General features: G+C 61.5%; 23 protein-coding genes. 6 read left to right on the plus strand and 17 right to left on the minus strand.

Annotation, left to right across the window (positions count from 1 at the left end):
* Positions 1-64 precede the first annotated feature (64 nt).
* The 8 genes from pilW to BQ9846_RS00995 form a co-directional block, all read right to left on the minus strand.
* Positions 65-808, minus strand: coding sequence for a type IV pilus biogenesis/stability protein PilW (gene pilW / locus BQ9846_RS00960; protein WP_075878756.1), 744 nt, complete (start codon positions 806-808; stop codon positions 65-67).
* A 116-nt stretch (positions 809-924) separates the two neighbouring features.
* Complete coding sequence (gene rlmN, locus BQ9846_RS00965; RefSeq protein ID WP_075879443.1) at positions 925-2,085, minus strand: dual-specificity RNA methyltransferase RlmN; 1,161 nt, start codon at positions 2,083-2,085, stop codon at positions 925-927.
* Between the two features lie 97 nt (positions 2,086-2,182).
* A complete protein-coding gene (gene ndk / locus BQ9846_RS00970) occupies positions 2,183-2,608 on the minus strand; it encodes a nucleoside-diphosphate kinase (protein WP_075878757.1) in 426 nt (141 codons plus the stop codon).
* Between the two features lie 160 nt (positions 2,609-2,768).
* Positions 2,769-3,095, minus strand: a complete 327-nt coding sequence (locus tag BQ9846_RS00975; protein ID WP_075878758.1) for a HesB/IscA family protein — start codon at positions 3,093-3,095, stop codon at positions 2,769-2,771.
* 28 nt (positions 3,096-3,123) lie between these two features.
* Entirely contained in the window at positions 3,124-4,284 is a 1,161-nt protein-coding gene (locus BQ9846_RS00980; RefSeq protein ID WP_075878759.1) for an aminotransferase class V-fold PLP-dependent enzyme, read from the minus strand.
* A gap of 14 nt (positions 4,285-4,298) precedes the next feature.
* Entirely contained in the window at positions 4,299-4,769 is a 471-nt protein-coding gene (gene iscR / locus BQ9846_RS00985) for a Fe-S cluster assembly transcriptional regulator IscR (protein WP_075878760.1), read from the minus strand.
* Between the two features lie 76 nt (positions 4,770-4,845).
* The gene (gene cysE, locus BQ9846_RS00990; RefSeq protein ID WP_075878761.1) at positions 4,846-5,718 is read right to left on the minus strand and encodes a serine O-acetyltransferase; all 873 of its coding nucleotides are present in this window, start codon (positions 5,716-5,718) and stop codon (positions 4,846-4,848) included.
* A 92-nt stretch (positions 5,719-5,810) separates the two neighbouring features.
* Positions 5,811-6,554, minus strand: coding sequence for an RNA methyltransferase (locus tag BQ9846_RS00995; RefSeq protein WP_075878762.1), 744 nt, complete (start codon positions 6,552-6,554; stop codon positions 5,811-5,813).
* 233 nt (positions 6,555-6,787) lie between these two features.
* Between BQ9846_RS00995 and BQ9846_RS01000 the strand changes: the two genes are divergently transcribed.
* Positions 6,788-7,582: an inositol monophosphatase family protein gene (locus tag BQ9846_RS01000; RefSeq protein WP_075878763.1), complete on the plus strand. Its 795-nt coding sequence runs from the start codon at positions 6,788-6,790 to the stop codon at positions 7,580-7,582.
* A gap of 232 nt (positions 7,583-7,814) precedes the next feature.
* A complete protein-coding gene (locus BQ9846_RS01005) occupies positions 7,815-9,569 on the plus strand; it encodes a PHA/PHB synthase family protein (protein WP_075879444.1) in 1,755 nt (584 codons plus the stop codon).
* A 161-nt stretch (positions 9,570-9,730) separates the two neighbouring features.
* Here BQ9846_RS01005 and secF read toward each other — a convergent pair whose 3' ends face one another.
* The 5 genes from secF to queA form a co-directional block, all read right to left on the minus strand.
* Positions 9,731-10,657, minus strand: coding sequence for a protein translocase subunit SecF (secF, locus tag BQ9846_RS01010; protein WP_075878764.1), 927 nt, complete (start codon positions 10,655-10,657; stop codon positions 9,731-9,733).
* A gap of 31 nt (positions 10,658-10,688) precedes the next feature.
* Positions 10,689-12,545: a protein translocase subunit SecD gene (gene secD, locus BQ9846_RS01015; RefSeq protein WP_075878765.1), complete on the minus strand. Its 1,857-nt coding sequence runs from the start codon at positions 12,543-12,545 to the stop codon at positions 10,689-10,691.
* Positions 12,546-12,697: 152 nt separating this feature from the next.
* Complete coding sequence (yajC, locus tag BQ9846_RS01020; protein ID WP_075878766.1) at positions 12,698-13,024, minus strand: preprotein translocase subunit YajC; 327 nt, start codon at positions 13,022-13,024, stop codon at positions 12,698-12,700.
* Between the two features lie 88 nt (positions 13,025-13,112).
* Complete coding sequence (tgt, locus tag BQ9846_RS01025) at positions 13,113-14,231, minus strand: tRNA guanosine(34) transglycosylase Tgt (protein WP_083651438.1); 1,119 nt, start codon at positions 14,229-14,231, stop codon at positions 13,113-13,115.
* 79 nt (positions 14,232-14,310) lie between these two features.
* Positions 14,311-15,348: a tRNA preQ1(34) S-adenosylmethionine ribosyltransferase-isomerase QueA gene (gene queA / locus BQ9846_RS01030; RefSeq protein ID WP_075879445.1), complete on the minus strand. Its 1,038-nt coding sequence runs from the start codon at positions 15,346-15,348 to the stop codon at positions 14,311-14,313.
* A 179-nt stretch (positions 15,349-15,527) separates the two neighbouring features.
* On the opposite strand from queA, the gene BQ9846_RS01035 reads away from it, so the two are divergent.
* The gene (locus tag BQ9846_RS01035; protein ID WP_075879446.1) at positions 15,528-15,887 is read left to right on the plus strand and encodes a RidA family protein; all 360 of its coding nucleotides are present in this window, start codon (positions 15,528-15,530) and stop codon (positions 15,885-15,887) included.
* 11 nt (positions 15,888-15,898) lie between these two features.
* Here BQ9846_RS01035 and BQ9846_RS01040 read toward each other — a convergent pair whose 3' ends face one another.
* The 4 genes from BQ9846_RS01040 to BQ9846_RS01055 are packed head-to-tail and all read right to left on the minus strand — an operon-like array spanning position 15,899 to position 22,576.
* A complete protein-coding gene (locus BQ9846_RS01040) occupies positions 15,899-16,768 on the minus strand; it encodes a MurR/RpiR family transcriptional regulator (protein ID WP_075878768.1) in 870 nt (289 codons plus the stop codon).
* The gene (locus BQ9846_RS01045) at positions 16,749-18,557 is read right to left on the minus strand and encodes a GGDEF/EAL domain-containing response regulator (protein WP_075878769.1); all 1,809 of its coding nucleotides are present in this window, start codon (positions 18,555-18,557) and stop codon (positions 16,749-16,751) included. The genes BQ9846_RS01040 and BQ9846_RS01045 overlap by 20 nt, the downstream gene beginning before the upstream one ends.
* Positions 18,557-21,163: an ATP-binding protein gene (locus BQ9846_RS01050; RefSeq protein ID WP_075878770.1), complete on the minus strand. Its 2,607-nt coding sequence runs from the start codon at positions 21,161-21,163 to the stop codon at positions 18,557-18,559. Before BQ9846_RS01050 ends, BQ9846_RS01045 begins: the two co-directional genes overlap by 1 nt.
* 48 nt (positions 21,164-21,211) lie before the next feature.
* Positions 21,212-22,576, minus strand: a complete 1,365-nt coding sequence (locus tag BQ9846_RS01055; protein WP_075878771.1) for an aldehyde dehydrogenase family protein — start codon at positions 22,574-22,576, stop codon at positions 21,212-21,214.
* Positions 22,577-22,666: 90 nt separating this feature from the next.
* Between BQ9846_RS01055 and BQ9846_RS01060 the strand changes: the two genes are divergently transcribed.
* The 3 genes from BQ9846_RS01060 to ispD all read left to right on the plus strand — a co-directional run bounded on the left by BQ9846_RS01060 (position 22,667) and on the right by ispD (position 25,124).
* Complete coding sequence (locus BQ9846_RS01060) at positions 22,667-23,863, plus strand: GNAT family N-acetyltransferase (RefSeq protein WP_075878772.1); 1,197 nt, start codon at positions 22,667-22,669, stop codon at positions 23,861-23,863.
* A 143-nt stretch (positions 23,864-24,006) separates the two neighbouring features.
* Positions 24,007-24,390, plus strand: coding sequence for a cell division protein FtsB (gene ftsB / locus BQ9846_RS01065; RefSeq protein ID WP_235818881.1), 384 nt, complete (start codon positions 24,007-24,009; stop codon positions 24,388-24,390).
* Positions 24,387-25,124 (plus strand): 2-C-methyl-D-erythritol 4-phosphate cytidylyltransferase, encoded by a 738-nt coding sequence (ispD, locus tag BQ9846_RS01070; RefSeq protein ID WP_075878773.1) that lies wholly within the window; start codon positions 24,387-24,389, stop codon positions 25,122-25,124. Before ftsB ends, ispD begins: the two co-directional genes overlap by 4 nt.
* The last annotated feature ends 12 nt before the right edge of the window (positions 25,125-25,136 follow it).

Consider the following 25,136-nt stretch of genomic DNA (forward strand, 5'->3'; position numbering starts at 1 on the left):
TGAGCATCCTTCATAAAAAAGCGGGTGATCAGGGCAGCCAAAACATTAACGTCACGCACCGGTATCATCGTGCGTTTAACTGGCCAAGCTGACGCTGGTAGTCGGCGGCTTTATCAAATTCGCCGCGCGCCTTCGCCATCTCGATCGCCATTTCGAGCGCTTCGCGATCGGGCGCTGACAGCTGCATGAACGTTTGCAGCGGCGGCCAAGCCTTGGAAATATTGCCCTGAGAAAACTCTAATTCGGCTAATAAAAAATAACTGCGTGCATGACGCGGGTCGATCTGCTGGGCGCGCTTGAAGCTGGCGCGCGCCTTGTCGGTTTTTTCTAACGCGTTATAGCACTGGCCTAAATTGGTAAATAGTTGGGCGCGGCGTGCATATTGCGCATCGTTGGATGCTCTCTCAAGCTGTTCGCAGGCGCGCGGGTACTCTGCTTGCTGGTACAAAAACGCCGCGTAGTTATTACGCGCCTGGGTAAAATCGGGGGCAGCTTCCAGCGCCTTCTGGAAGTGCTCGTCGGCGAGCGCCTCCTCGCCTTGACGCTGGTAGACCAGAGCCAGGGCCTGAAGGGCTTCCGGGTGTTCGGGGTCAATCTCCAGGGCGCGATCCAGCGCGTTGAGCGCACGCATGAGATTTTCGCGCTCTAAGTAGGCCACCCCAAGCCGGGTATAGGCGCTCACTGCCTCGGGTGGGTTTCCGGGGGATGTCTCGCTGACGGAAGCGCAGCCGGCTAGCCATAGCGTGCTGACCAATACGGTCAACATCGGTGCCCGAAGCGGGCGGTGGGGCCGGCGGCGACTGATCATCGATATCCTCAAAGGCGATACTAAAGACAGCATGAAAGACGGTGTTAATGAAAAACGTACCCATCAAAGCGCTGTGGCCGACGTAAGTCAAGCCAAGGGCGTAAGGCCACGTGTATTTAGTCGGCGTCGAGCTGAATCGATTGAATATAGCGGGCGTGGCGCTTGGTGCGGTCTTTGACGCGCCCCACTAGCTGGCCACAGGCGGCGTCGATATCGTCACCGCGGGTGGTGCGAATCGGCGCCGTGTAACCCAGTTCAAACAGCCAATCCTGAAAGCGCACGCACTGGTTGCGCGACGGTTTTTCATAGCCCGAATGCGGGAACGGGTTAAACGGAATCAGGTTAATCTTGCAGGGCAGCTCATTGAGTAGCGCGGCCAGCTCTTCAGCGTGCTGCTTTTGGTCGTTGACGTCTTTGATCAGCGTGTACTCAATGGTCACCATGCGCCGCTCATCGCCTTTTGCCAGGTAGCGGTGGCAAGCGTCGAGCAGGCTGCGAATGTTGTACTTACGGTTGAGCGGCACCAGCTCGTTGCGCAGCGCATCATTGGCGGCGTGCAGCGAGATGGCCAGGCTCACGTCGATGTCATCGCCAAGCTTATCGAGCATCGGCACCACCCCGGAAGTGGAGAGCGTGACGCGACGCTTGGAGAGTCCGTAGCCGTTGTCGTCGAGCATCAGCTTCATCGCCGGCACGACGTTGTCGTAATTCAGAAGCGGCTCGCCCATGCCCATCATCACCACGTTCGTCACCGGGCGGTGGGCGGTATCACGGCGCGGGCCAACGCTGCGCTGGGCTACCCACACCTGGCCGATGATCTCGGCGGCGGTGAGGTTGCGCTGAAAGCCCTGCTTGCCGGTGGAGCAGAAACTGCAATCCAGTGAACAGCCCACTTGAGACGACACGCACAGGGTGCGGCGCTTGCCATTATCCGCGGGGATCAGCACGGTCTCCACGTAGCTGCCGTCTTCCACCTCCAGCACCCATTTACGCGTGCCGTCATTGGAGGTGCCTTCATACACCACCCCCGGCCCGCGAATCTCGGCGAGGCGAGCGAGCTTTTCGCGTAGCGCCTTGGAGAGATTGGTCATGGCGTCGAAGTCATCGCACCCCTCTAGGTGAATCCACTTCATCACCTGGCTGGCACGGAACTTCTTTTCGCCAATGGAGAGAAAAAATGCCTCCATCTGCTCGCGCGACATGCCAAGCAGGTTGACGCGCTCAGGCGGGGCGCTGGCCGAAGGGGTGGCGGGCGTATGTTGGGCGGTGGTGGTCATGGCGGTCAGCGTTTTGGAGTAGGCGGGAGGGGTACCCGCGTAAATGGCCGGCAATGGACGGTGCGGCGGCGCAAGCCTGCGCCGCCGGCCTGCGTGTTTAGCGCGGGCAGATTTCGTCGTTGCTGAAGAAGTAGCTAATTTCGCGCTCGGCGCTTTCCGGCGAGTCAGAGCCGTGTACGGCGTTGGCGTCGATGGTTTCGGCGAAGTCGGCGCGGATGGTGCCCGGCGCGGCCTCTTTCGGGTTGGTCGCACCCATCAGGTCGCGGTTCTGGGCAATGGCGTTCTCACCTTCAAGTACCTGAACCACTACCGGGCCAGAGGTCATAAAGCCCACCAGGTCCTTAAAGAACGGACGCTCTTTGTGCTCGGCGTAGAAGCCACCGGCTTTTTCGTCGTCGAGCTTGAGCATTTTGGCGGCAACGACTTTAAGGCCAGCCTTTTCAAAACGGGAAATGATCTCGCCAATGGCGTTTTTGGCTACGGCATCGGGCTTGATAATAGAAAGAGTACGTTCGGTCGCCATGCGGGGCTCCTTATGTTGATAAAGCAATGGATGGATAACAGCAATCGCCGCCCTGGTAGGCCAGGGCGGCCAGGAAAGTGATTCAGCGGCGAGGCGCTGAGTGGGCGCGATTATAGCGCTTCAAAGTGGCAATGAATACGGGTGGTGTACGTCACGCCGCTTAAACGGTGAAGCTTTCACCGCAGCCGCACTCATCTTTGATGTTGGGGTTGTTAAAGCGGAAGTAGCGGTTTAACCCCTCATTAACGTAGTCGACTTCGCTGCCATCGAGCATCTCAACAGCCTCGGGGTCGACGAAGACCTTCACGCCGTGCTCTTCAAAGCTGACATCGCCTTCATGGGTTTCATCGGCGAAGTCGAGGACATAGCTGTAGCCCGAGCAGCCGCTTGGCTTGACCGAGACGCGCAGCCCCAGCCCTTGGCCGCGCTCGTCGAGCACGTGGTGGATCTGTTTGGCAGCAGCGGGGGTAATGTTGAGCGTTGCCATAAGGCACCTCCTAAAAATCGATCGCGGGTTAGCGCAGGCCGGTGACCGCGTGATGAAGGACGTCCAGCGCGTGGTCGATGTCGGCCTCATGGGTAAAACGGCCGAAGCTAAAACGTAGCGACGCTAGCGCCAGTCGACGCGGCACACCGACGCCGAGTAGTACATAAGACGGATCAACGCTGGCTGAGTTGCATGCCGATCCGGTGGAGACCGCGATATCGCGCAGCGCCATCAATAGCGCCTCGCCGTCCACGTTGTCGAAGGCGACGTTGAGAATGTTGGGCACGACGTTCTCCGGCGGCGAGTTAAGATAGACCCCGCCTAACGCCTCCAGCCCGGCGAGAAAGCGCTCTCTCAGGGCGGTGATTCGGGCTTGCTCCTCGGCGGCGTGGTCACGCATTAGGGTAAAAGCCTCACCCATGCCGGCGATCTGGTGGGTGGGCAGCGTACCGGAGCGCATGCCGCGCTCGTGGCCACCGCCGTGAATCAGCGCTTCGATGCGAATATCCGGGTGGCGTTTCACAAACAGCGCGCCCACGCCTTTGGGCCCGTACGCTTTATGCCCGGAGAGCGACATGAGATCGATCCCTTGCGCCACCACGTCCAGCTCAATGCGCCCAATCGCCTGCGCCGCGTCGGTGTGAAACGCCGCGCCAAATTCATGCGCGACGCCGGCGAGGGCGGCGATATCGTTGATGCTGCCCAGCTCGTTGTTGACCGCCATGAGCGATACCAGCGCGGTGTCGTCGCGCATCGCCTCGCGTAGCTGTTCGGGTTGAATAAGCCCATCGCGCCCGGGGGTAAGCCAGCTCACTTCAAAGCCTTCGGCTTCCAGTGCCTTGGCGGTATCGACCACGGCTTTGTGTTCGATGGTCGAGGTCACCAAGTGCAGGCCGCGCTCACGGTTGGCGCGCATAAAACCGATGAGCGCGAGGTTATCTGCCTCGGTGGCGCCGCTGGTCCAGACGATTTCGCGCGGGTCGGCGTTAATGCTATCAGCGACCTGGCGACGCGCCTGCTCCACCGCCTGTTCCGCTTGCCAGCCGAGCATGTGGCTACGCGACGCCGGGTTGGCAAACAGCTGGTCAACGGTTAAGTAGCGCTGCATCACCTTGGCCACGCGTTCATCCACCGGCGTGGTGGCGGCGTAATCCAGGTAAATGGGCAGCGAGGGTGTCGTCTGGGGCATGGTCACGTCTGGGTTTAGGTCACGTTGAGGGTGGAAATGCTGGCATCAACGCGCGCTTGCTGGCGCGACGCCACCTGGCGCACGTCACCGCGGCGCATCAACTGTTCAAGGGTGACATCATCGAGAAACTGACGAATCTGCCCCGATAGCTCGCACCACAAGTGGTGGGTCAGGCAGGTGTCGCCTTCTTGGCAATCGGAGAGCCCTTGGCAGCGCGTCGCATCGACGGTTTCGTTGACCGCGTCGATCACCCGCGACACGCTGATCTCTTGAGCGGGGGCTGCGAGTAAATAGCCACCGCCTGGGCCGCGCACGCTCTTGACCAAGCCAGCACGGCGCAAGCGCGCGAACAGCTGCTCAAGATAGGAGAGCGAAATACCCTGGCGCTGGGAAATATCGCCCAGGCTCGTGGGGCTTTCATCGGCATTGAGCGCCAGATCGAGCATGGCGGTAACGGCGTAGCGGCCTTTGGTCGTCAAACGCATGGCAACACCTCGACGCTGTAACCCAGCGTGCTTGCGGCAAATGTTGGGCCATTATGGGAAAGCCTGACTGCTTTGGTCAACCTTTACCCGAAGGGGGGTGTGCTTTTGACGCTTTGTCGGCGCTTGTGCCGGAGGCGCTGCGTTTGCCAACGCCAGGGCAGCCGGTATCCGCTTCGTCGAGAATCTCGGCGAAATCCTCGTCGCGAAGCTCGGGCAGGCGCCCCTCACGGTAGCTGGCATCGAGTTTGGAAAGCGTGGAACACATGCGCTCGATGCGCTCATCCACCGCGTGCATGTGATCAAGCATCGCCTGCATGGAGCGGGCGACGGGGTCGGGCATGTCTTGGCTGACGCCATAGGCATCAAAGCCGAATTTCTCGCGGATCGCTTCGCGTCGTGCCGGGTCGATATCCAGCATCTCGTCGCTATCCGGGTCGGCGCGCTTGACGATTTTGCCGGGGATGCCCACCACCGTGGCGCCCGCCGGCACTTCCTTGGTGACCACCGCGTTGGAGCCGATTTTGGCCCCGGTGCCCACGGTGAAGGGGCCAAGGATTTTGGCCCCGGCGCCCACAATCACGCCATCTTCAAGCGTCGGGTGGCGCTTGCCTTTGTGCCAGCTCGTGCCACCGAGGGTCACGCCGTGGTAGAGCGTCACGTCGTCGTGGATGATCGCGGTTTCGCCGATCACCACGCCCATGCCGTGATCGATAAAAAAGCGCCGGCCAATGGTGGCGCCGGGGTGAATCTCGATACCGGTCAGCCAGCGGGAAAACGTCGACAGCGTGCGCGCCAGCCACTTGGCGTTTTTATTCCACAGCCAGTGGTTGAAACGGTGCAGCAGCAGGGCGTGCAGGCCGGGGTAGTTGGTCAGCACTTCAAAAAAGTTGCGCGCCGCCGGGTCGCGGTCAAATACGCTGTTAATGTCTTCGCGCAGGCGTGGGAACATGAGGGCGTCCTGTGAAGCGGTCAGGCCCGGTATACAATACCGAATCGTGGTCAATGGCGTATGGTGGGGGCAGGGCGGGCGCCATTCAAGCGCTAGCGCTTCTCGCCCTGCTGCCGCGCTTTCTCGGTGGCACTCAAAATGCCGCGTAGAATATTGAGCTCCATCTGCTCGGGGCGCGCGCGTAGATAGAGTCGCCGCAGGCGTGCCATCAGCTGGCGCGGCTTGGCGGGGTCGTGAAACTCAATCGCCACCAGCGTGCGCTCCAAGTGCTCAAAGTAGCGCTCAAGGTCGGCGTGAGAGGCGAGTTCGCTGTCATCCTCCTCAAACGGTGCCGGGGTCGGCTCGGCGTCAAGCCACGCCAGGCGGCACTCGTAGGCGACGACTTGCACGGCGGCGGCAAGGTTCAGCGAGCTGAAATCGGCGTTGGTGGGAATATGCACGTGGGCGTGGCAGCGCTGCAGTTCGGCGTTGGTCAGCCCGCTATCCTCGCGGCCAAACACCAGCGCCACCCGGGCGTTGTCGTGCTGGCACTCGGTGGGCAGGCGAGCGGCAAGCGCGCGCGGTGAGACCATCGGCCAGGGCAGCGTGCGCGAGCGGGCGCCCACGGCGAGCGTGCAGTCGGCGACGGCGTCTTCCAGCGTAGGGTGAAGGCTCGCCTGGTGGAGCAGGTGATCCGCGCCCGAGGCGCGGGAAATGCTCTCTTGGGTGATCGCCTCACAGCGTGGCGCGACCAGGGCGAGATCGCTAAGCCCCATGTTATGCATGGCGCGGGCGACGGCACCAATATTGCCTGGATGACTGGTCCCGATCAGGACGACGCGAAGACGCTCAAGCATAAAAAAAGTCCGCTAAGGCTCACAAAAGATAGGGTTATCGCATCGGCGCGGGTTGCATAAGTGCCCGATGACGGTGAAACAGGGCGATGAAGTGTAGCATGAGGAGAGTGCGGCGTTGAAAGCGCATAGCGACTTTGGTCGGCTTTTGCTAGTATAGCGCCCCCGAATCGATGGCTCGCGCCATCCACTGATTGCCCCGTTCTTTAACATCATCTTCCACACAAGGTCCGTTCATGAACCCGATGGTCCAGTTTACGCTGCGCGCCACGCGCAGCGCCGTTGAGCAATTTCTCCGTATCCGTGAGCGCATTGAAAACGCCCACGACGAAGCCAACCTTGCCCGCCTACTCGATGAGGCGGCGCGCAAGGCCGAAGCCACCGTTGTTCAGCAGCTTGAGCGCGGCTATCCGCATCACGGCGTGGTGGGGCGCTACACCGCCCACAAAGCCGGCGAGGGTGAAGGCGCGGAGACCGTGTGGAAGATCGAGCCGCTGCATGGCTACTCTAACCTCGCCGTGGCGAGCAAGGGGTTTGCGTTCTCGGTGGTGTGTCTGGTGAAAGGGCGCCCCGAGCATGCGGTAATCATCGCGCCCTTTGCTGATGACGAATATATCGCCAGCCGCGGCCGTGGCGCTCAGTACAACGGCAAGCGCATGCGTGTCAGCAAAGCCACCGCCGTGGCCGGCACCCGGGTGGCCATGAGTCTGCCCGAAAGCGAGCTGCGCCAACGCCACCTGCCTACCTACTTAACTCTGATGCAACAGTTAGCCCCGCAACTCGATACGCTGATTGCGACGGGAAGTGGTCTGCTGGATATTTGCGAAGTGGCCACCGGGCGCGTGGACAGCGCCTTTGTGCTGGGGCTTGAAGAGCAGGATATGCAGGTCGGCACGCTGCTGCTCAAAGAGACCGGCGCGCTGATGGGTACTCCCGCCGGACAGCCGACGATCAAGGTGGAAGGCCAGCTGATGGCGGCCGGCCCGCGCCTCTATAAAGCCTTAATGAAGCAGCTTGCCCCGCATATGTAGCGTGAGCATCCTGTTTGGTCTATATCTGTTTGGCCTATATATAGGAGCGAGCGCGAAGGAGGTCGTGAACAAGCGCGAAGCGTCAACTACGCTGAAACTGTTGTTTTGCTGACCGAGTCGGGAGGCCCTGATGGCAAGTGAAAATAAACGTTCTCTAAACCGGGCGACTGAAAAACGCCCTGTGGCCCCCGCCCCTGAATGCACCCCTGATGAGCAAAAAGCGCACGCTGCCATGACTCACAAGGCGCCGGAAAGCGCTGACGAAGCGCGCGATATCTTTACCCTTTGGGATCAGCAAGCCCATGCCATGATTGCTCGGTTGACGGCCGGTGTATCGCCTGCATCGATTAGCCAGGCTTACGGTGATTGGTGGACGCATTTGCTGCTGTCGCCGGGCAAGCAGGCCGAGCTTGCCGCTCAGGCGCAGCACCAATGGAACCGCATGCTCGCCTTCTGGCCGCAGTCGTTATACGGGCCTGCCTGTGAGCCCTGTGTGAAGCCGCCCGCAGCCGACGATCGCTTTGAGGAGAGCGAGTGGCAACACTGGCCTTTTAACCTCATCCATCAGGGATTTTTGCTCCATCAGCAGTGGTGGGATGATGCCATGCGCGATGTTCCGGGTGTCGAGCAGCACCACGAGGAGGTGGCTCGTTTCGTCACCCGGCAGCTACTTGACCTCTTCTCACCCGCCAACACTCCCTTCACCAATCCGCGAGTGATTGAGCGCACCCAGCAGAGCGGCGGACTCAACCTGATCAACGGGGTGGCTAATGCCTGGGAGGACATAGCGCGCTTTATCAGTTATCGCCCGCCCGCCGGCGCTGATAAATACTTGCCCGGTGAGTCGGTGGCGGTTACCGACGGTCAAGTTGTATATCGTAACCAGCTAATGGAGTTGATCCAGTACTGCCCCGCTACGGATACGGTCCAGGCCGAGCCACTGTTGATCGTGCCGGCTTGGATCATGAAATACTACATTTTGGACCTCTCGCCAGAGAACTCCCTAGTGCGCTGGTTGGTGGCGCAAGGCCACACGGTGTTCATGATTTCATGGAAGAACCCAGGGTGGGAGGAGCGCGATATGGGCATGGCCGACTACCGGGAGCTGGGTATCATGGAGGCACTTAAGGCGGTGAACACGATCGTGCCGGACCGCCAAGTGCATGCCGTGGGCTACTGCTTAGGTGGCACCTTGCTGTGCATGGCCGCAGCCTTGATGGCACGCCGAAACGACGACCGCTTGGCCAGTTTGACACTGCTGGCCAGCCTTACCGACTTCGCTAAGGCGGGCGAACTTGAGCTTTTCATCGATGATAGTCAAGTCCACTTTCTTGAGGATGTCATGCGCCAGCAGGGCTATCTTGAGGCGTGGCAGATGAAAAGCGCTTTTCAGCTTTTGCAGTCCAACGACCTGATTTGGTCGCGCCTTGTAAGCGACTACCTTATGGGCGAGCGCATGCCCACCTTCGATATGATGGCGTGGAGTACCGACGGCACCCGTATGCCATATCGCATGCACGCCCAGTATTTACGTAAGCTGTATCTTGATAATGAACTGGCTCGCGGTCACTACTTGGTGAATGGTCACCCGCTGAACTTGGATAGTATTCAACTCCCTGCTTTTGTGGTGGCCACCCGTAAGGATCATATCTCGCCCTGGCGCTCGGTGTTTCGTAACCAGCTCTACCTCGGCGGGGATATCACCTTTGTGCTCACTAGCGGTGGCCACAACGCGGGAGTGGTCAGTGAACCTGGCCATGCGGGGCGGGTATATCAGATTGCCGACAAACCTGCAGATGCCCAGACCCCCGGTGCCGACCACTGGTATGACCAGGTGGAAGAGCGTGAAGGCTCTTGGTGGTTGGAGTGGCGGGAATGGCTTGACCAACACTCAAGCGGCAAAGTGGCCCCGCCCACGCTAGGCAGTGTCGAAAAGGGCTATGCGCCTCTTACCGCAGCCCCAGGACAGTATGTGCTTGAGCGTTGAGTGCGTGATGGCACGCATTGAGCTTGTCGAAATGCTGCCTGTAAACGCACACTCCCACCCTTCGACAGGCTCAGGGTGAGCGGAGAGTGAGTTTCAGTAAGTAAAACGCCCCGCTGGCAGGCTGCCGGCGGGGCGTTTTTTGATGAGAGGCGCGAGGGCGGCTAAGGCAGCTCCTCTTCTTCCTCGTCCGCTTCCTTACGTGCGGGGATCAAATCCTCGCGGGAGAGCTTCAGCGGTAGCAAAAGCGCCCCTGAGATGTAGATGGACGAGAACGTGCCCACCAGGACGCCGACCAACAGCGCGATGGCGAAGTTCTCGATCATGTCGCCACCCAAAAAGAGCAGTGCCAGCAGTACCAAAAGCGTGGTGCCGGAGGTGGCCAGCGTGCGCGACAGCGTGGCATTGATTGCTTCGTTAAAAATCTGCGGCATGTCATCGATCTGCGAGGTACGAATCGCCTCGCGGATACGGTCGTACACCACGATGGTGTCGTTGAGCGAGTAGCCGATAACCGCGAGAATCGCCGCTAGCACCGTGAGATCGAAGTCCAGTTGGAAGAGCGAAAACACGCCCACCACGATGATCACATCATGCAGCAGGGCCAAAAGCGCGCCGATGGCGAATTTGTACTGAAAGCGGAAGGCCACATACAGCATGACCACGCCCAGCGCTACCATCATGCCCGTACCGCTCTGGTCGCGTAGCTGATCCCCCACTTGGGCACCCACAAACTCGGCGCGGATGAGATCCACGTTGGCGCCCTGATCGCGCAGCAGGCTGACCACCTGCTCGCCCACATTCGGGTCAAAGGCTTGCTGCAAACGAATCAGCACTTCCGTGGAGGCGCCAAAGGTTTGTACCGCGACATCGCGAAAGCCGTTTTCTTCCAGTAGCTGGCGAATCGCGTCTAGCGACGGCGCGCTGCCATAGCGCACTTCGATGAGCGTGCCGCCGGTAAAGTCCAGCCCCAAGTTGAGCTGTTGAAGAAACAGGGCGCCAATCGCGATGAGCAGCAAAACGCCCGACACGATAAAGGCGAGCTTGCGCTGCCCCATAAAATCGATTTGCCGGTCTGTGATCGGTTTCATTACCACCTCTAAATGTCTGGGCTGAGCGGGATTAAATCCACAGCTTTTTGACCGGTTTACCGCCGTAGGTCAGGTTGACCATGGCGCGGGTGACCAGCAGCGCGGTGAACATGGAGGTCAAAATGCCGATAGAGAGCGTGACGGCAAACCCTTTGACCGGCCCGGTACCTACTGAGAACAGAATCACCGCGACCAGCAGCGTGGTGATATTGGCATCCACGATGGAGGTAAAGGCGCGCTCGTAGCCGGCGTGAATGGCTTGCTGGACGGAAAGCCCGTTGCGCAGCTCCTCGCGTATACGCTCGAAAATCAGCACGTTGGCATCCACGGCCATGCCCAGTGTCAGCACGATACCAGCGATACCCGGTAGGGTGAGCGTAGCGCCCAGCGTCGACATCACCGCGACCAACAGCGTTAAGTTGAGCGCCAGCGCCACGTTGGCGAACACGCCGAAGACCTTGTAACGCACCAGCATAAAGAGCACGACGAGCAGCAGGCCGATCTGCACCGACATGATGCCGCGGTCGATGTTCTCCTGGCCGAGGCTTGGGCCAATGGTGCGCTCTTGGGCGAAGTAGATGGGCGCGGCCAGCGAACCCGAGCGTAGCAGCAGCGCAAGCTCGGCGGCCTCGGTGGTGGAGTCGAGCCCGGTGATACGGAAGCTATTGCCCAGCGCGCTCTGAATGGTGGCGAGGCTGATAATGCCGCGCTCCACATACGGGTCGCGCACGGTGGTCTCTTCACCGGTTTCCGCATCGATCACGGTGCGCGTCTCGCTTTTATGCTCGATAAACAGCACCGCCATGTTGCGCCCGATATTGGTGCGGGTGGCGCGGTTCATCAGCGTGCCGCCGGTGCCGTCGAGGTCAATGTTGACCTGGGCGCGGCCGTTCTCGTCGAAGCTGTGGTTGGCGCTGGAGACGCTATCGCCGGTGATGATCACGTCGCGCATGAGCTCCGCGCTGCGCGAGGGCTCGTTGCGGAAAGAGAAGCTCTCGGTTTCGTTGTCGGGCGTATCGGGGCGCGCCTCAAGGCGAAACTCCAGGTTCGCCGTGGCCCCCACGATACGTTTCGCCGCCGTGGTGTCCTGAACGCCGGGCAGCTCGACCACGATTTGGTTGGGCCCTTGGCGCTGCACCAGCGGTTCGGCAACCCCCAGCTCGTTGACGCGGTTGCGCAGCGTGGTGAGGTTTTGGTTGATGGCGTAGTCCTGGATCTCGTTCACTGACTGATCGGTGAGCGACATCACCAGTTTGGCGCCGCGGCCCTCGCCTTCGCTTTGATAGTCAAAGTCGGGAAATTCACGACTGATCAGGCTTCGAGCGCGGTCGCGATCCTCGGCATTGATAAACTCAAGCGAGAGGGTGCGCGCTTCGATCTCGGTGTTGCGGTAGCGAATCCGCTCCTCGCGCAGCATCTCGCGCATGGCGCTGGCGTTGACTTCCAAACGCTGATTAAGCGCGGCTTCCATGTCGACTTCCAGCAGAAAGTGTACGCCGCCGCGCAGATCGAGCCCGAGGGTCATGGGTGAGGCCGAGAACGCTTGCAGCCAGCCGGGGGTGGCTTCGGCGAGGTTGAGCGCGACGGTGACATCGCTGCCCAGCGTATCGCTGATCAGGTCGCGCGCGCGCAGCTGGTCGTCGTCTTTTTGTAGGCGAATAAGCCACTGATTGCCCGTCTCTTCGACGGCTTTCACGGCGATGTCGTTGTCAGCGAGCGTGCTTTCGACGCGCTCAATATCGCGCTGTGTGAGCGCGGTAGCATTTTGAGCGCTGCTGATTTGAACGGCGGGATCTTCGGGAAATAGATTGGGAAGTGAGTAGATCAGACCGGCCACCAGGATGACCAGTATCAGTAGATACTTCCACAGGGGATAACGGTTGAGCATGCAGGCCCTGCCTTCAATGTCAAACGGAATGCCGTGTCGCGGGCGCGAACACGGCATAGTTCACCATCTTGTAGCGCTCACCATCTTTCAGACGATGACACCCCTGCCGGGGTGGCTGGCGCTAGCGCACTGGCCGGCAGGAGGGAGTGAGCTTAGATGGACTTGATGGTGCCTTTGGGCAGCACGGCGGCCACGGCATTCTTTTGCACGTTGACTTCGGTGCCGTCGGCCACTTCCATGCTCAGGAATTCGTCGCCGACCTTGGTGACACGGCCGACCAAGCCGCCTCCGATCACGATCTCATCGCCCTTTTCCAGGTTGCTGATGAGCTGTTTATGCTGCTTGGCGCGCTTGGACTGCGGGCGCCACAAAAGGAAATAGAAAATCGCCACGAAGCCGACCAGCATCACAATCTGCGCGATACCACCACCGGCGGCCGCGTCTTGGGCGTGGGCGGGAGAGATGAAAAATTCCAGCATTGCGTAAACTCCTAAGTTAACTGCGCGTTGTAGGGCAAGGTTGAGTGGAAGGTGTCAATCGGGCCGTAAGCCAAGCGGCTCGCGGCGCTTAATTCGGGTCGGGAGGCACGGGCAGGCCGCGCTGGGCGTAGAAGCCCTCCACAAAGGTCGTCAATGTACCCGCTTCGATAGCTGCGCGCAAATCCGCCATAACCCGCTGGTAGTAGCGCAAGTTATGGATGGTATTGAGCATCGAGCCAAGCATCTCGTTGCAGCGGTCGAGGTGGTGCAAGTAGCCCCGGGAGAAGTGCTGGCAGGTGTAGCAGTCGCAGCCCTCTTCCAGCGGGCGGGTGTCGAAACGGTGCTTGGCGTTGCGGATTTTGACCGTCCCTTCGGCGGTGAACAGGTGACCGTTGCGGGCGTTGCGGGTGGGCATCACGCAGTCGAACATATCCACGCCGCGGCGCACGCCCTCGACCAAATCCTCGGGTTTGCCCACGCCCATCAGATAGCGCGGCGTCTCTTCGGGCATCCAGGTGGGAAGATAATCCAGCACCTTGATCATCTCCTCTTTGGGCTCGCCCACTGAAAGCCCGCCAATCGCCAAGCCATCAAAACCGATCTCCAATAGGCCCTTCAGCGAGCGCTCACGTAGCTTAGGGTGCATGCCGCCCTGAATGATGCCAAACAGCGCCGAGGGCGAGTCGCCGTGCGCCTCGCGCGAGCGCTTGGCCCAGCGCAGCGACAGCTCCATGGATTTTTCCGCCTCCTCGAACGTCGCCGGATAGGGCGTGCATTCGTCGAAAATCATCACCACGTCGGAGCCGAGCGCGCGCTGAACCGCCATCGACTCCTCCGGGCCCATAAAGACCTTGGCGCCGTCGACGGGGGAGCGAAAGTGCACGCCCTCCTCGGTGATTTTGCGCATCTCGCCAAGCGAAAATACCTGAAAGCCACCGGAGTCGGTCAGAATGGGTTTGTCCCACTGGGCGAAGTCGTGCAGATCGCCGTGGGCCTCGATGACATCGGTGCCGGGGCGCAGCCACAGGTGGAACGTATTGCCGAGAATGATCTCCGCGCCGATCTCTTCCACCGCCGCCGGGGTCATCCCCTTGACCGTGCCATAAGTGCCGACCGGCATGAACGCCGGGGTTTCGACCGTGCCGCGAGGGAAGTGCAAGCGCCCGCGGCGGGCGCGACCCTCGGTGGCTAGGCGCTCAAAGCGCATAAAGCATTCGTTTCGCATGAAGTGACTCGTATACCGTCCAATAAATGTAACGCGTGGGGCATCGCCTGGCGGTGGATGGCTAGCGCTCGCGCGTCAAGAGCATGGCGTCGCCGTAGCTGAAAAACGCATAGCGCTCGGCGACGGCGACGCGGTAGGCGTGCATGATATTGTCATAACCGGCAAAGGCGGAGACCAGCATCAAAAGCGTTGATTCCGGTAGGTGGAAGTTGGTAATCAGCGCATCCACGCAGCGCCACCGGTAGCCGGGATAGATAAAAATATCGGTATCGCCGCTGAAGGGCGCTATCTGCCCGTCGGGGCTATTCATGCAGGCGCTTTCCAGGCAGCGCACGCTGGTGGTGCCCACCGCAATCACGCGTTTGCCCGCCTGTTGCGCCGCGCGCACTTTTTGGCACGCCGGCTCGGTGACCTCGATCCACTCGCTATGCATGTGGTGCTCGCGAATATCGTCCGCGCGCACCGGCTGAAAAGTGCCGGCGCCAACGTGCAGGGTGACAAAGGCGCTGTCGATGCCTTTTTCCGCCAGCGCATCCAGCAGCGGCTGATCGAAGTGCAGCCCGGCCGTGGGGGCGGCCACGGCGCCATCGCGGCGGGCGTAGACGGTTTGATAGCGCTCGCGGTCGCTGAGTTCATCCTCGCGGGTAATGTACGGCGGCAGCGGCATGTGGCCGTGCTTTTCCAGCAGCGCAATCATCGGCGTCTCGCCGAGAAAGCGTAGCTCAAACAGCGCGTCGCGACGGCCTTCGACCACGGCGTGAATATCGCCCTCAAAAATCAGTTCGGTGCCCGGCTTGGGCGACTTGCTCGAACGCAGGTGCGCAAGGCCCCGGTGGGCATCCAACGGCCGTTCGAGCAGCATCTCGACCTTGCCGCCGCTGGCCTTGTGGCCGTGCAGGCGCGCGGGGATCACGCGGGTGTCGTTGAACACTAAAAGATCCCCCGGCTCGAGAATCTCAAGCAGCTCGGGGAAGCGGCGGTGCTCCAGGTGGCCATCGCCGCCGTCCACGCAGAGTAAACGGCAGTCGCTGCGCTGCTCGGAGGGGTAGCGAGCAATCAGCTCTTCGGGAAGCTCGTAGGCAAAATCGGCGCGCTGCATGAAAAGGCTCTTATGAATAAAAAAGCGTATCGGTGGGTAAAACAGCCGCATAGGATAGCGCTTCACGCCGGGAAAGTCAGTCGGCTTGCGTGCCGATTGCGTAGAGAGTGGGTAACATGCTCTCGTTACATGCCGTGAGCGTTTCGGCGTTTTTTTCTCACTTATTTTTGGAGGTTGTCATGTCCATTCAGCGTCACGATACAAAGGCCCGCATGAGCCGTGCGGTGATTCATAACGGGGTGGCGTATCTATGCGGCCAGGTGGCCGGGCCGGAGGCGCGCCACGGCGATATCACCGAGCAGACGCAGAGTATGCTGGCGCGGGTCGAGGCACTGCTCAAGGAGATTGGCGCGAACCGCGAGCGGCTGCTGACGGCCACGATTTATCTCAAAGACGCCAGCGATTTTGCCGCCATGAATGCCGTGTGGGACGCCTGGGTGCCCGAAGGCCATGCGCCGGCGCGCACCTGCGTATGCGCGCCGATGCCCGCCGACGAGCTCAAGGTGGAAATTACCGTGACCGTTGCCGTCGACGCGTAACGCGGCGTTGCTTAGGGCTTTTCAGGCGGCTTCTCAGCGGGAAAGCGGGTGTTGCGCAGGCTATCTTTGATTTTTTTCAAGTGCGGGAGAAAGTCTTTGCCCCGGCGCAGGGTGACGCCTGTGGCGAGCGCGTCGATCAGCGTGAGCTGAATCATCCGCGAGGTCATCGGCATGTAGTGGTCGGTGTCTTCGGGGGTGGCGACATCGAGCGTGGCGGTACACTCAAACGCCAAGGGCGAGCCGGGCGCGGTAATGCCCAGCACCACCGCGCCTGATTCGCGGGCGAGGCGCGCGATATCCACAAGCTCCCGGGTGCGCCCGGTATAGGAGATCACCACCACCACATCGCCGGTGTGGCAGGCGGCGGCGACCATGCGCTGCATGAGCACATCGACGTAGGCCATCACCGGCAGGTTGAAGCGGAAAAACTTGTGCTGGGCATCTTGGGCTACCGCCCCCGAGGCGCCCAGACCAAAAAAGTGGATCTGCTTGGCTTGAATCAGGTAGTCCACCATGCGCTCAACGGCGTGGCTATCCACCGCGCGGCGCGCTTCATCCAGGGCGGCGATGGTGGCGCCGAAGATCTTCTGCGTGTATTGGCTGGCGTCGTCATCTGGCTCGACCGCCCGCGTGACGTAGGGTGTACCGCCCGCGAGGCTTTGCGCCAGCTTGATTTTAAAATCAGGAAAGCCCTTGGCGCCGAAGCTGCGGCAAAAGCGGTTGACCGTGGGCTCGCTGACGCTGGCGGCTTGCGCGAGGCTGGCAATACTCAAGCTGGTGGCGGCGGCGGGCTCGGCCAAAATGACGTTGGCCACTTTACGCTCTGAGCGGTTGAGCTCTTCTAGGCGTTGGCGTAAGCGGTCAAGCAGGTCGTGAGCCATTCAGGGTCTCCGAGCGTCGGGAGGGGGTAGGGGAGGATGTCGTTGTTGAAGAAGACGCGGTGTCGGGCACCCACGCGGCGCACCATTGGGCGAAGTCGGCCACCGGTAGCGGGCGCGAGTAGTAGTACCCCTGCGCGATCTCGCAGCCGATCGAGCGTAAATAGGCCGCCTGTGCGGCGGTTTCGATGCCTTCCGCCACCACATCGCACCCAACACCGTGGGCGAGCTGCGTAATGCTACGCGCCAGTTCGCGGTCGGTGGCGCTCTCTTCCAGGTCCATGACAAAGGCGCGGTCGACCTTCAGCGTGGAGACCGGCAGCGTCTTTAGGTACGCCAGCGACGACTGGCCGGTGCCAAAATCGTCAATCGCCACCTTGACCCCCGCCTCGATGAGCTGTGCGAGCTGGTGGCGGGCGTTGGCCATGTCCTGCATCAACCCCGATTCGGTGACTTCGATGCTGATCAGGCGGTGGGGGACACCGTGTTCGGCCAAGCGTGCGAGTAGCGCTTGGGCAAAGTGCGGGCGCCCGAGCTGGCGAGTCGCGACGTTCACCGCGATATGAAAATCGTCGCCCACCCAGGGCTCATGCTGCCAGGCGGCGGCCTGGCGAATGGCCTGTTCGAGCACCCATTCGCCAATGGCGAGAATATCGCCGCTCGCCTCGGCCAGGGGAATAAAGAGCCCCGGCGAGAGGGGGCCCATCTCCGGGTGCTTCCAGCGCAGCAGGGCTTCGGCGCCGGCGATGCGCAACCCTTGTAGCGAGAGCTTGGGTTGGAACACGAGCGCCATCTCACCCCGCACGGTGGCGCCGCGCAGCGCATTCTGCACGTTCAGGCGGTGGCGCTGCTGCGCTTCCAGGGTTTCGGAGTAGCACTGCACGCGTACGCCTTCGCTATGCGGCAGCGAAAGCGCGGCCATGTGAACCAGGCGCTCTGCATTAAAATATCCCTCTGCCCAGCTAATGCCGATGCGCGCATTGATCTTGAGCAAAAGATCATCAAGGGGTTGGTCGTGATCAAAGGTCTCCAGCAGATGCGTGGCGAGGGCGGTCAACGTCTCCGGTTCGCTCTCGGCGGTGAGCAACAGCAGCTCGCTCCCTCCCCAAAGCCCCAGGGTTTGGCTTTCGTCAAGCACTGCCTGCAGCGTTTGCCCCAGTTTTCGCAGCAGCTTTTCGGCGACGCTGTAGCCGTGCAGGCGTATCACATCGTCCAGCCCATCGAGGGCGATAAACAAAAGCCCAGCGCCGCTGCCGCTAAGCGCTGCCTCGCGCAGCGCCTGGCCCAAGCCCCGGCGATTGGGCAGTTGCGTGATGGGGTCGGTGCGCGACTGGCGGTCGAGCTCGCGGGTGCGCTTTTCCACCATGCGCTCCAGCGTTTCGGCTTGTTGGTCGCGGACGTGAAAGCGGTGCTCGATAGAGAGCGTGTTACGAATCCGCTGCAGCACCTCGTCATGCTTAAAGGGCTTGGTGAGAAAATCGCGCACGCCCATATCCAGCGCCCGATGACGGGTGGCGTCGTCAATCTGGGCGGTAAGCACGATGATCGGCGGCGTTTGCGGGCCAAAGTACTCGGTGAGCTGCTCGATAAGCGCATAGCCGTCGAGGTGCGGCATGCGGATATCGAGCAGGAGTAAATCCGGTAGCTGCTGCTGGCAATAGCACAGCACGTCGCGGGGGTCGCTAATGCCATGCACGTGGCCAAAGCCGTGCTCATCGAGCAGGTCGAGCATCAGCTCCACGTTAACCGCGTTATCGTCGACCACTAAAAGGTGTTTGTTAGCTAGGTTCATCAGGCGCTCCCTCGCGATGGGGTGTACCGCTGCAACGTATCCAGGAGTTTATCAATTTCCAGCGGTTTAGTGAGGTAGTCGTCAAAGCCCGCCTCCAATCCGTTTTTAATATCGCTCTGCATGGCGTTGGCCGATAGCGCAATGACGGGCAGGTGCTTAAGCTCAGGGTGACGGCGAATCGCCGCGAGCGCTTGGTAGCCGTCCATGCCGGGCAGGTGGAGGTCCATTAACACCAAATCGGGCAGGCGGCCACGTATCACCTCTAAACCGATTTCCGCACTGGGCACCGTCTGCAGCACGACATCATCGACATCATCGAAGATGTCCTCCATCAGCCGCTGGTTGGCGGGATTATCCTCAATATAGAGCACCCGGCGCTCGTGTCTAACGCCGCTTGCGGCCCGTTTGGGCGCGTTGGAAGGGGGCTTGGCGGCGGCCGCGCTGTCCCTGACGACAGGCAGGCTGAAACAGAAAGTGGTGCCTTGGCCGAGGGTGCTCTCCACGTGGATCTCCCCGCCCATGCGGTTGACCAGTTCCCGGGTGATGGCAAGCCCGATGCCGGTGCCTTCGGTGGTGCTGTTTTCGGCGTCAAGACGGTTAAAGGGTTCGAAGAGCTCGTCTTGGCGCTCCGGGGCGACGCCTGGGCCGGTATCGGTGACATGAACCCAAATCGTGCTGTCCTGCTGTTGGGCGCTGATCTCCACCCGGCCGTTGACGCGGTTGTACTTAATGGCGTTGGAGATCAGGTTGAGCAGCACTTGTTTGGTGCGGGTGTAGTCGGCGTAAACGTACCAGTTCGCCGGCACACGGCAGCGCAATAGCGTGATACTTGCCGCATTGGCGTTGGCCGCTAACGTATCGCACGCATCATCCAGCACGCTTTGCAGATGAATGGGCTCAATCGACAGCGGCAGTCTGCCCGCTTCAATCTTGGCGAGATCCAACACTTCGTTAATCAGGCTCAGTAGGTGCTGGCCGCTTTTGTCGATCTGATTGACTTGGCGCAGCTGCTTATCGCTAAGCGGGTGGCGCTTGCCGTTGGCGAGGATTTGGGCAAACCCCAAGATAGCGTTAAGCGGCGTGCGCAGCTCGTGACTCATGGAAGAGAGAAAATCACTTTTGGCGCGGTTGGCCTGTTCGGCCTGGTCGCGGGCATGGGCAAGGTCGCGGGTGACCTGTTCACGCTCGGCCATCTGGCGGTAGAGATTGATTAACAGCGCGCAGGTATCGGTAAACGGCTGCAACCAGTCGATCAGCTCCTGGCTAAGCGGCTGTTGGCTATTGGCGATGGCGAACATGCCGATGAGCTCGCCGGCGCTGAAAATCGGTACGCCCAGGTAGTTATTGATCGGCGGGTGGCCGGGAGGAAAGCCACCGCGCAGTTTATGCTGATAAAGGTCGTCGGTCATGATCACTTCGCCGTAGGCGAAAACGCGGCCGAGCAGCGAGTCGGGGTTGGTCAACATCATGTTACCGCTGCGCAGACGCTCCATCAGCTTGTGCGACTCTTGGCTCCAGGAGAGGTCGGTGATGGCGTGGATCTTTAAAGCACGGTTGGTCTCGGTCGGCAACACTTCGCCAATCAGCGCGTAGTCGCTATCGGTGAGGTCGCGCAGCGCTTCCATTAAAAAGGTCCAGAGGCGCTCGCCCGACATCAGCGCTTGGTAATCGGTAATCCCTTGATGGAGCACTTTGAGCAGGCTCTGCTCTTTTTGCATGCGCTGATGCGTGGCATGGATGTCGCTTAGGTCGGTGAGCACGCCCAAAAACTCATCGACGTTACCCGCGTCATCGTGGATGGCGTTGATGGCCAAGTGCACGGGCACCCGGTAGCCCGCTTTGTGCTGCGCTTCCACCTCGCGGCCCGTGCCAATGACCTTGGGGCGGCCCCCGGCCAGGTAGTGGTTAATGTAAGTATTGTGGTGCGCGGCGATCTCCGGCGGGGTGAGCACCGCGACGTTTTGGCCGATAAGTTCTGGTTGGCGATACCCCAGCAAGCCAAAGACTGCTGCATTAACGGCAATGATGGTGCCGGCGCGGTCAATCCGTACCTTGGCCACGGCGCTCGAGGAGAAAAGGGCCTCGTAGCGCTTGGCGGTGCGGGCCAGGTCGGCGCTGATTTTGTGCTGACGCAGCAGCTCTTCGGCCTGACCGGCAAGGTTCTCAAGCAGCAGGTGGTCGCGCGCGGAAAGCTCCCGCGGCTGATGGTCGATCAAGCAGAATGTCCCCACGGGAAGATCACCGTGGGGGCGTAGCGGGAAGCCGGCGTAAAAGCGAATATGCGGCGATGAGGTCACCATCGGGTTATCGGCAAAGCGCGCATCGTCTAAGGTGTCGGCAATGACGAGCGAGGCATCATTGGCCACGGCGTGGGCGCAAAGCGACACGCAGCGCGGGGTCTCTTCAGCACTTAAACCGAGGTGCGATTTGAACCACTGCCGATTTTGATCCACCAGCGACACCAGCGCGACGGGCACATCGAACAAATCGCGGGCGAGCTGGGTCAGCCGGTCAAAGGCTTGGTCGGTGGGGGTGTCAAGCACTTGAAGCTCGCGCAACGCTTGGAGCCGCTGAGCTTCGTTAGGGGGAGTGTCAGGTGCTTGCATAAACCCTCAGTGTCAAAAAATCAGGCAGTGGTCGCGCGTCGGCCGCGTCTAGTAGCCGAGCAGCTTGAGTAACCAGCGCCGATAAGGTGGACGAATAAGGACGGTTGGCGTGCGCTTCGCCTGGTAAAACACCCCGCGCCGATGACTAAAACGCTCAAACCCGTGGCGGCCGTGATACGCCCCATGGCCGCTTGCGCCAACGCCGCCAAACGGCAGGCCGGGCACGGCGTGATGCAAAAGTGTGGCGTTAAATACCAGCGCCCCGGAGCGTGTTTCGCCCATCAAACGACGCTGCAGCCCGCTGTCGCGGGTAAAGGCGTAGAGCACGAGCGGATGCGGGCGGGCGGTAATATAGCCAATCGCGGCGTCGATGTCTTTAACGCTTATCACCGGTAGCGCGCGGCCAAAAATCTCCTCCTGCATCAGCGCAAGGTCCTGGTTGGGGTCCACCACCAAGGCCGGCGCGTGTTCGCCCGGGTCCATCACCCGGCAGCCGTGATCACGCGCCTCGTCAAGCAGCGCATCAACGCGCTGGCGGTGGTGAGCCGAAAGCGGCGCGGTGGCGTCGCGGGCATCCGGGCGCTGCTTGGCCGTGGCGGTTTCAAGGGCGTGGAGCAGGGCGTCTAAGCGGCGACTTTCGACCAGCACGTAGTCGGGTGCGATACAGGTTTGGCCGCCATTGAAGCCTTTACCGAAAATGATTGCTTCGGCGGCAGCGTCAAGGTCGGCATCCCCAGCGACGAGGGCCGGCGATTTCCCCCCGAGTTCAAGCGTGGTGGGGGTCAAATTGGCGGCCGCGGCCTTGGCGACCTCACGGCCGACGGCGGTGGCGCCGGTGAACAGCAGGTGATCAAACGCCAAGGCGCTGAAAGCCTGGGCGGTGTCGGCGCCGCCTTGGATCACGCAGAACTCGTCCGGGTCGAAGTAGCGCGACACCAGTTCAGCCAGAAGCGCACTGGTCGCCGGCGTGTGCTCGCTGGGTTTGAGCATGACGCGATTGCCCGCGGCGATGGCGTCGATGGCGGGCAGCAGCGCCAGGCTCCAAGGGTAGTTCCAAGGGGACAAAATGCCCACCACCCCCAGCGGCTGGGGCGCGATACGCGCTCGCGCGGGGAGCAGCCGCCACGACACGCCCACTCGGCGCGGGCGCATCCAGCGTTTGAGTTTGCGTCTTGCGTAGCCGGCGGCCTGAATCACGGCGCCGGTTTCCGCCAAGCGAATCTCGCTCTCGCTGCGCTGGCCGAAGTCCTGGGTAATCGCGGCGATAATCTCGCGCTGGTGGCGCTTGGTCATGCGCGCCAAGCGCAAAAGCCGGTCGCGACGCGCGGCCAGGCTCGGGAAGGGCGCCTTCCGAGCGGCCTGGCGCTGGAGGTCAAAGCCGTGTTGAAGCGGTTGGTGGGGGGTGTGCGGCATCGGCGCGTCTCCAGGTGAATCCAGTCGGGCATTCCGCTAGTGTAGAGGGTTCGCGGCGCTGTTCGTATCTTAGTCAATCTTGGAGGTGCTATGCCCTCACTCACGCTGTCGTCCGATTCATCGCCGCTTGTGGGCACTATTCTACCCGGCATGGCACACGTGACCGCAAGCCAATGGGATCACCTGGTCGATCCGGACCAGCCGTTTTTACGCCACGCCTATCTTCACGCCCTGGAGGCGAGCGGCTCGGTGAGCGCGGCGACCGGCTGGGAGCCGGCGCACTTGGTGGTGTGGCAAGGGGAGGATTTAGTGGGCGCGCTGCCGCTTTATCGCAAGCACCACTCTTACGGGGAGTACGTCTTCGACTGGACCTTCGCCGATGCCTTGGAGCGCGCCGGCGGGCGTTATTACCCGAAAGCGCTAAGCGCGATCCCCTACACACCGGTGCCGGGGCAGCGCACCCTGGTCGCCCCGGAAAGCGATGCAGCGGCCGTGCGCCAAGCGCTGGCGCACGGCTGGCGCCGGCTGTGCGATGACGAAGGGCTTTCGAGCTGGCATCTGCTCTTTAGTGCCCAGGAGGACGTGGCGGCCTGGCAGGCGCTGTGCCCTGAGCTCATCGCCCGCGAGGGGGTGCAGTTTCAGTGGCGCGACGCGGGGCAGGAGGGCGCGCGCTTTGGCGATTTCGATGGCTTTCTCGCCACGCTGACCGCGAAACGGCGCAAGATGATCAAGCGCGAGCGGCGCATTGTCGCCGAGCAGGGTATTACACTGCACCGCTTGGAGGGCGAGGCCATCACGGCGGAGGCGCTTTCGCACTTCTACCGCTGCTATACCCGTACCTATCACGAGCGCGGGCGTCCGCCGTATCTCAACCGCGACTTTTTCCAGCGCCTTAGGCGCACCATGCCCGAGTCGCTGCTGCTGGTGCAGGCCCGGGTGGGCGAGCGCCCGGTCGCGGCGGCGCTCTATTTTCGTGGCACGCAAAGCCTTTACGGGCGCTACTGGGGCAGTGAAGTGATCGCCGATTGCCTCCACTTCGAGGCGTGCTACTACCAAGGGATCGAGTACTGCCTGGAGCAGGGGCTGACGCTTTTTGACCCCGGCACCCAGGGCGAGCATAAACTGGTGCGGGGTTTTCACCCGCAGCGGCTTTGCTCGCTGCACTATTTTGCTCACCCTGGGCTTTCCGCCGGCGTTGCCCGGTTCTGCGCGGAGGAGGCCGAGCACGTGGCGGCCTACCGAGAGGCAGCGAACGCAGCACTCCCCTTCAAGCGCGAGGATAAATAGCGTGATGGTTAGAGGTAGAGATGTGAAGAGAGAAGAGAAAGCGCGGCTCGCTGCGCCGGGTGCTTGGTGGCATAATGCGGCGCGGTATTTGACTTGCCATTTCACGTAACTTTTCCATGTAACTTTGATCAGCAGGCGGTGCGGTGAGTAGCGAAACGAACGGTAGCGCGATACAAGGCTGGCCTTTTCGGAAGTGGCTCGCGGTGGGCTTGACGCTTTTGTTGCTGCTTTTGCAGTACCAACTGTGGTGGGGCACCGGCGGCTGGTACGACCTTCAAGCGGTAGAGGCGCGGGTGGCCACGCAGGAGGCCATCAACGCGCCGCTGCGCGATCGCAACGCGCGGCTCGCCGCCGAGGTAACCGACCTCAAGCAGGGGCTCGCCGCGATCGAGGAGCGCGCCCGCAGCGACATGGGCATGGTGCGGGCGGACGAGCAGTTCTTCTGGGTGCCGGGTGTCGCCATCGAGCCGGAGTTGGTTGAAATCAATGCCGGGCTGGTGGCGCCGGTTGCGGAGCTCAGCGAATGAGCGCCACTACCTGGCTAATCGTACCCGCCGCCGGGCAGGGCAGGCGCATGGGTGCGGCGCTGCCCAAGCAGTACCTTACCCTTGGGGGGGAACCCATTCTCGCGTTAACACTAGCGCGTCTGCACGCCGCGCTGCCGCACGCGCGCCTGGCGCTCTGTCTCGATGCTGAAGATCGCTGGTTTGATCCGGCGTGGGTGCCGTTTTCGCATTGGCAGCGGGTGCCCGGTGGCGCCGAGCGGATGGATAGCGTGCTCAACGCCCTGGAAGCCATCGACGCCGACGAGGATGATGGCGTGCTTGTGCACGACGTCGCGCGCCCCTGTGTCAGCGCCGCCGATGTGCGCGCTCTCGAAAAAGCCGCTACGCACTACCCGGGGGGGGCGCTTTTGGCGATGCCGGTGGCCGATACGATGAAGCGCGCTGGTGGCGCGGGGATGAGCGCGCGCACCGAGCCCCGCGATGGCCTCTGGCACGCGCTAACCCCGCAGGGGTTTCGCTACGGGCTTTTGCGCAGGGCGCTTTCGCAGGCGCGCGCGAGCGGGACGCTTGTGACCGACGAAGCCTCCGCCGTCGAGGCGCTAGGCCATACCCCCAAACTGGTCAGCGGCCGGCGCGACAACCTAAAAGTCACCCACCCAGATGATTTGGCGCTCGCGGCGGCCATCTTGGCAGCGCAGCGCACTCCCCAACACCCAGGCGATAACCCAAAGGCTAGCACGCAAAAGCCGTCATAAAAGACAGTCGTC

Origin of the sequence: Vreelandella massiliensis, assembly GCF_900155385.1 — a bacterium.
GTDB lineage: Bacteria > Pseudomonadota > Gammaproteobacteria > Pseudomonadales > Halomonadaceae > Vreelandella > Vreelandella massiliensis.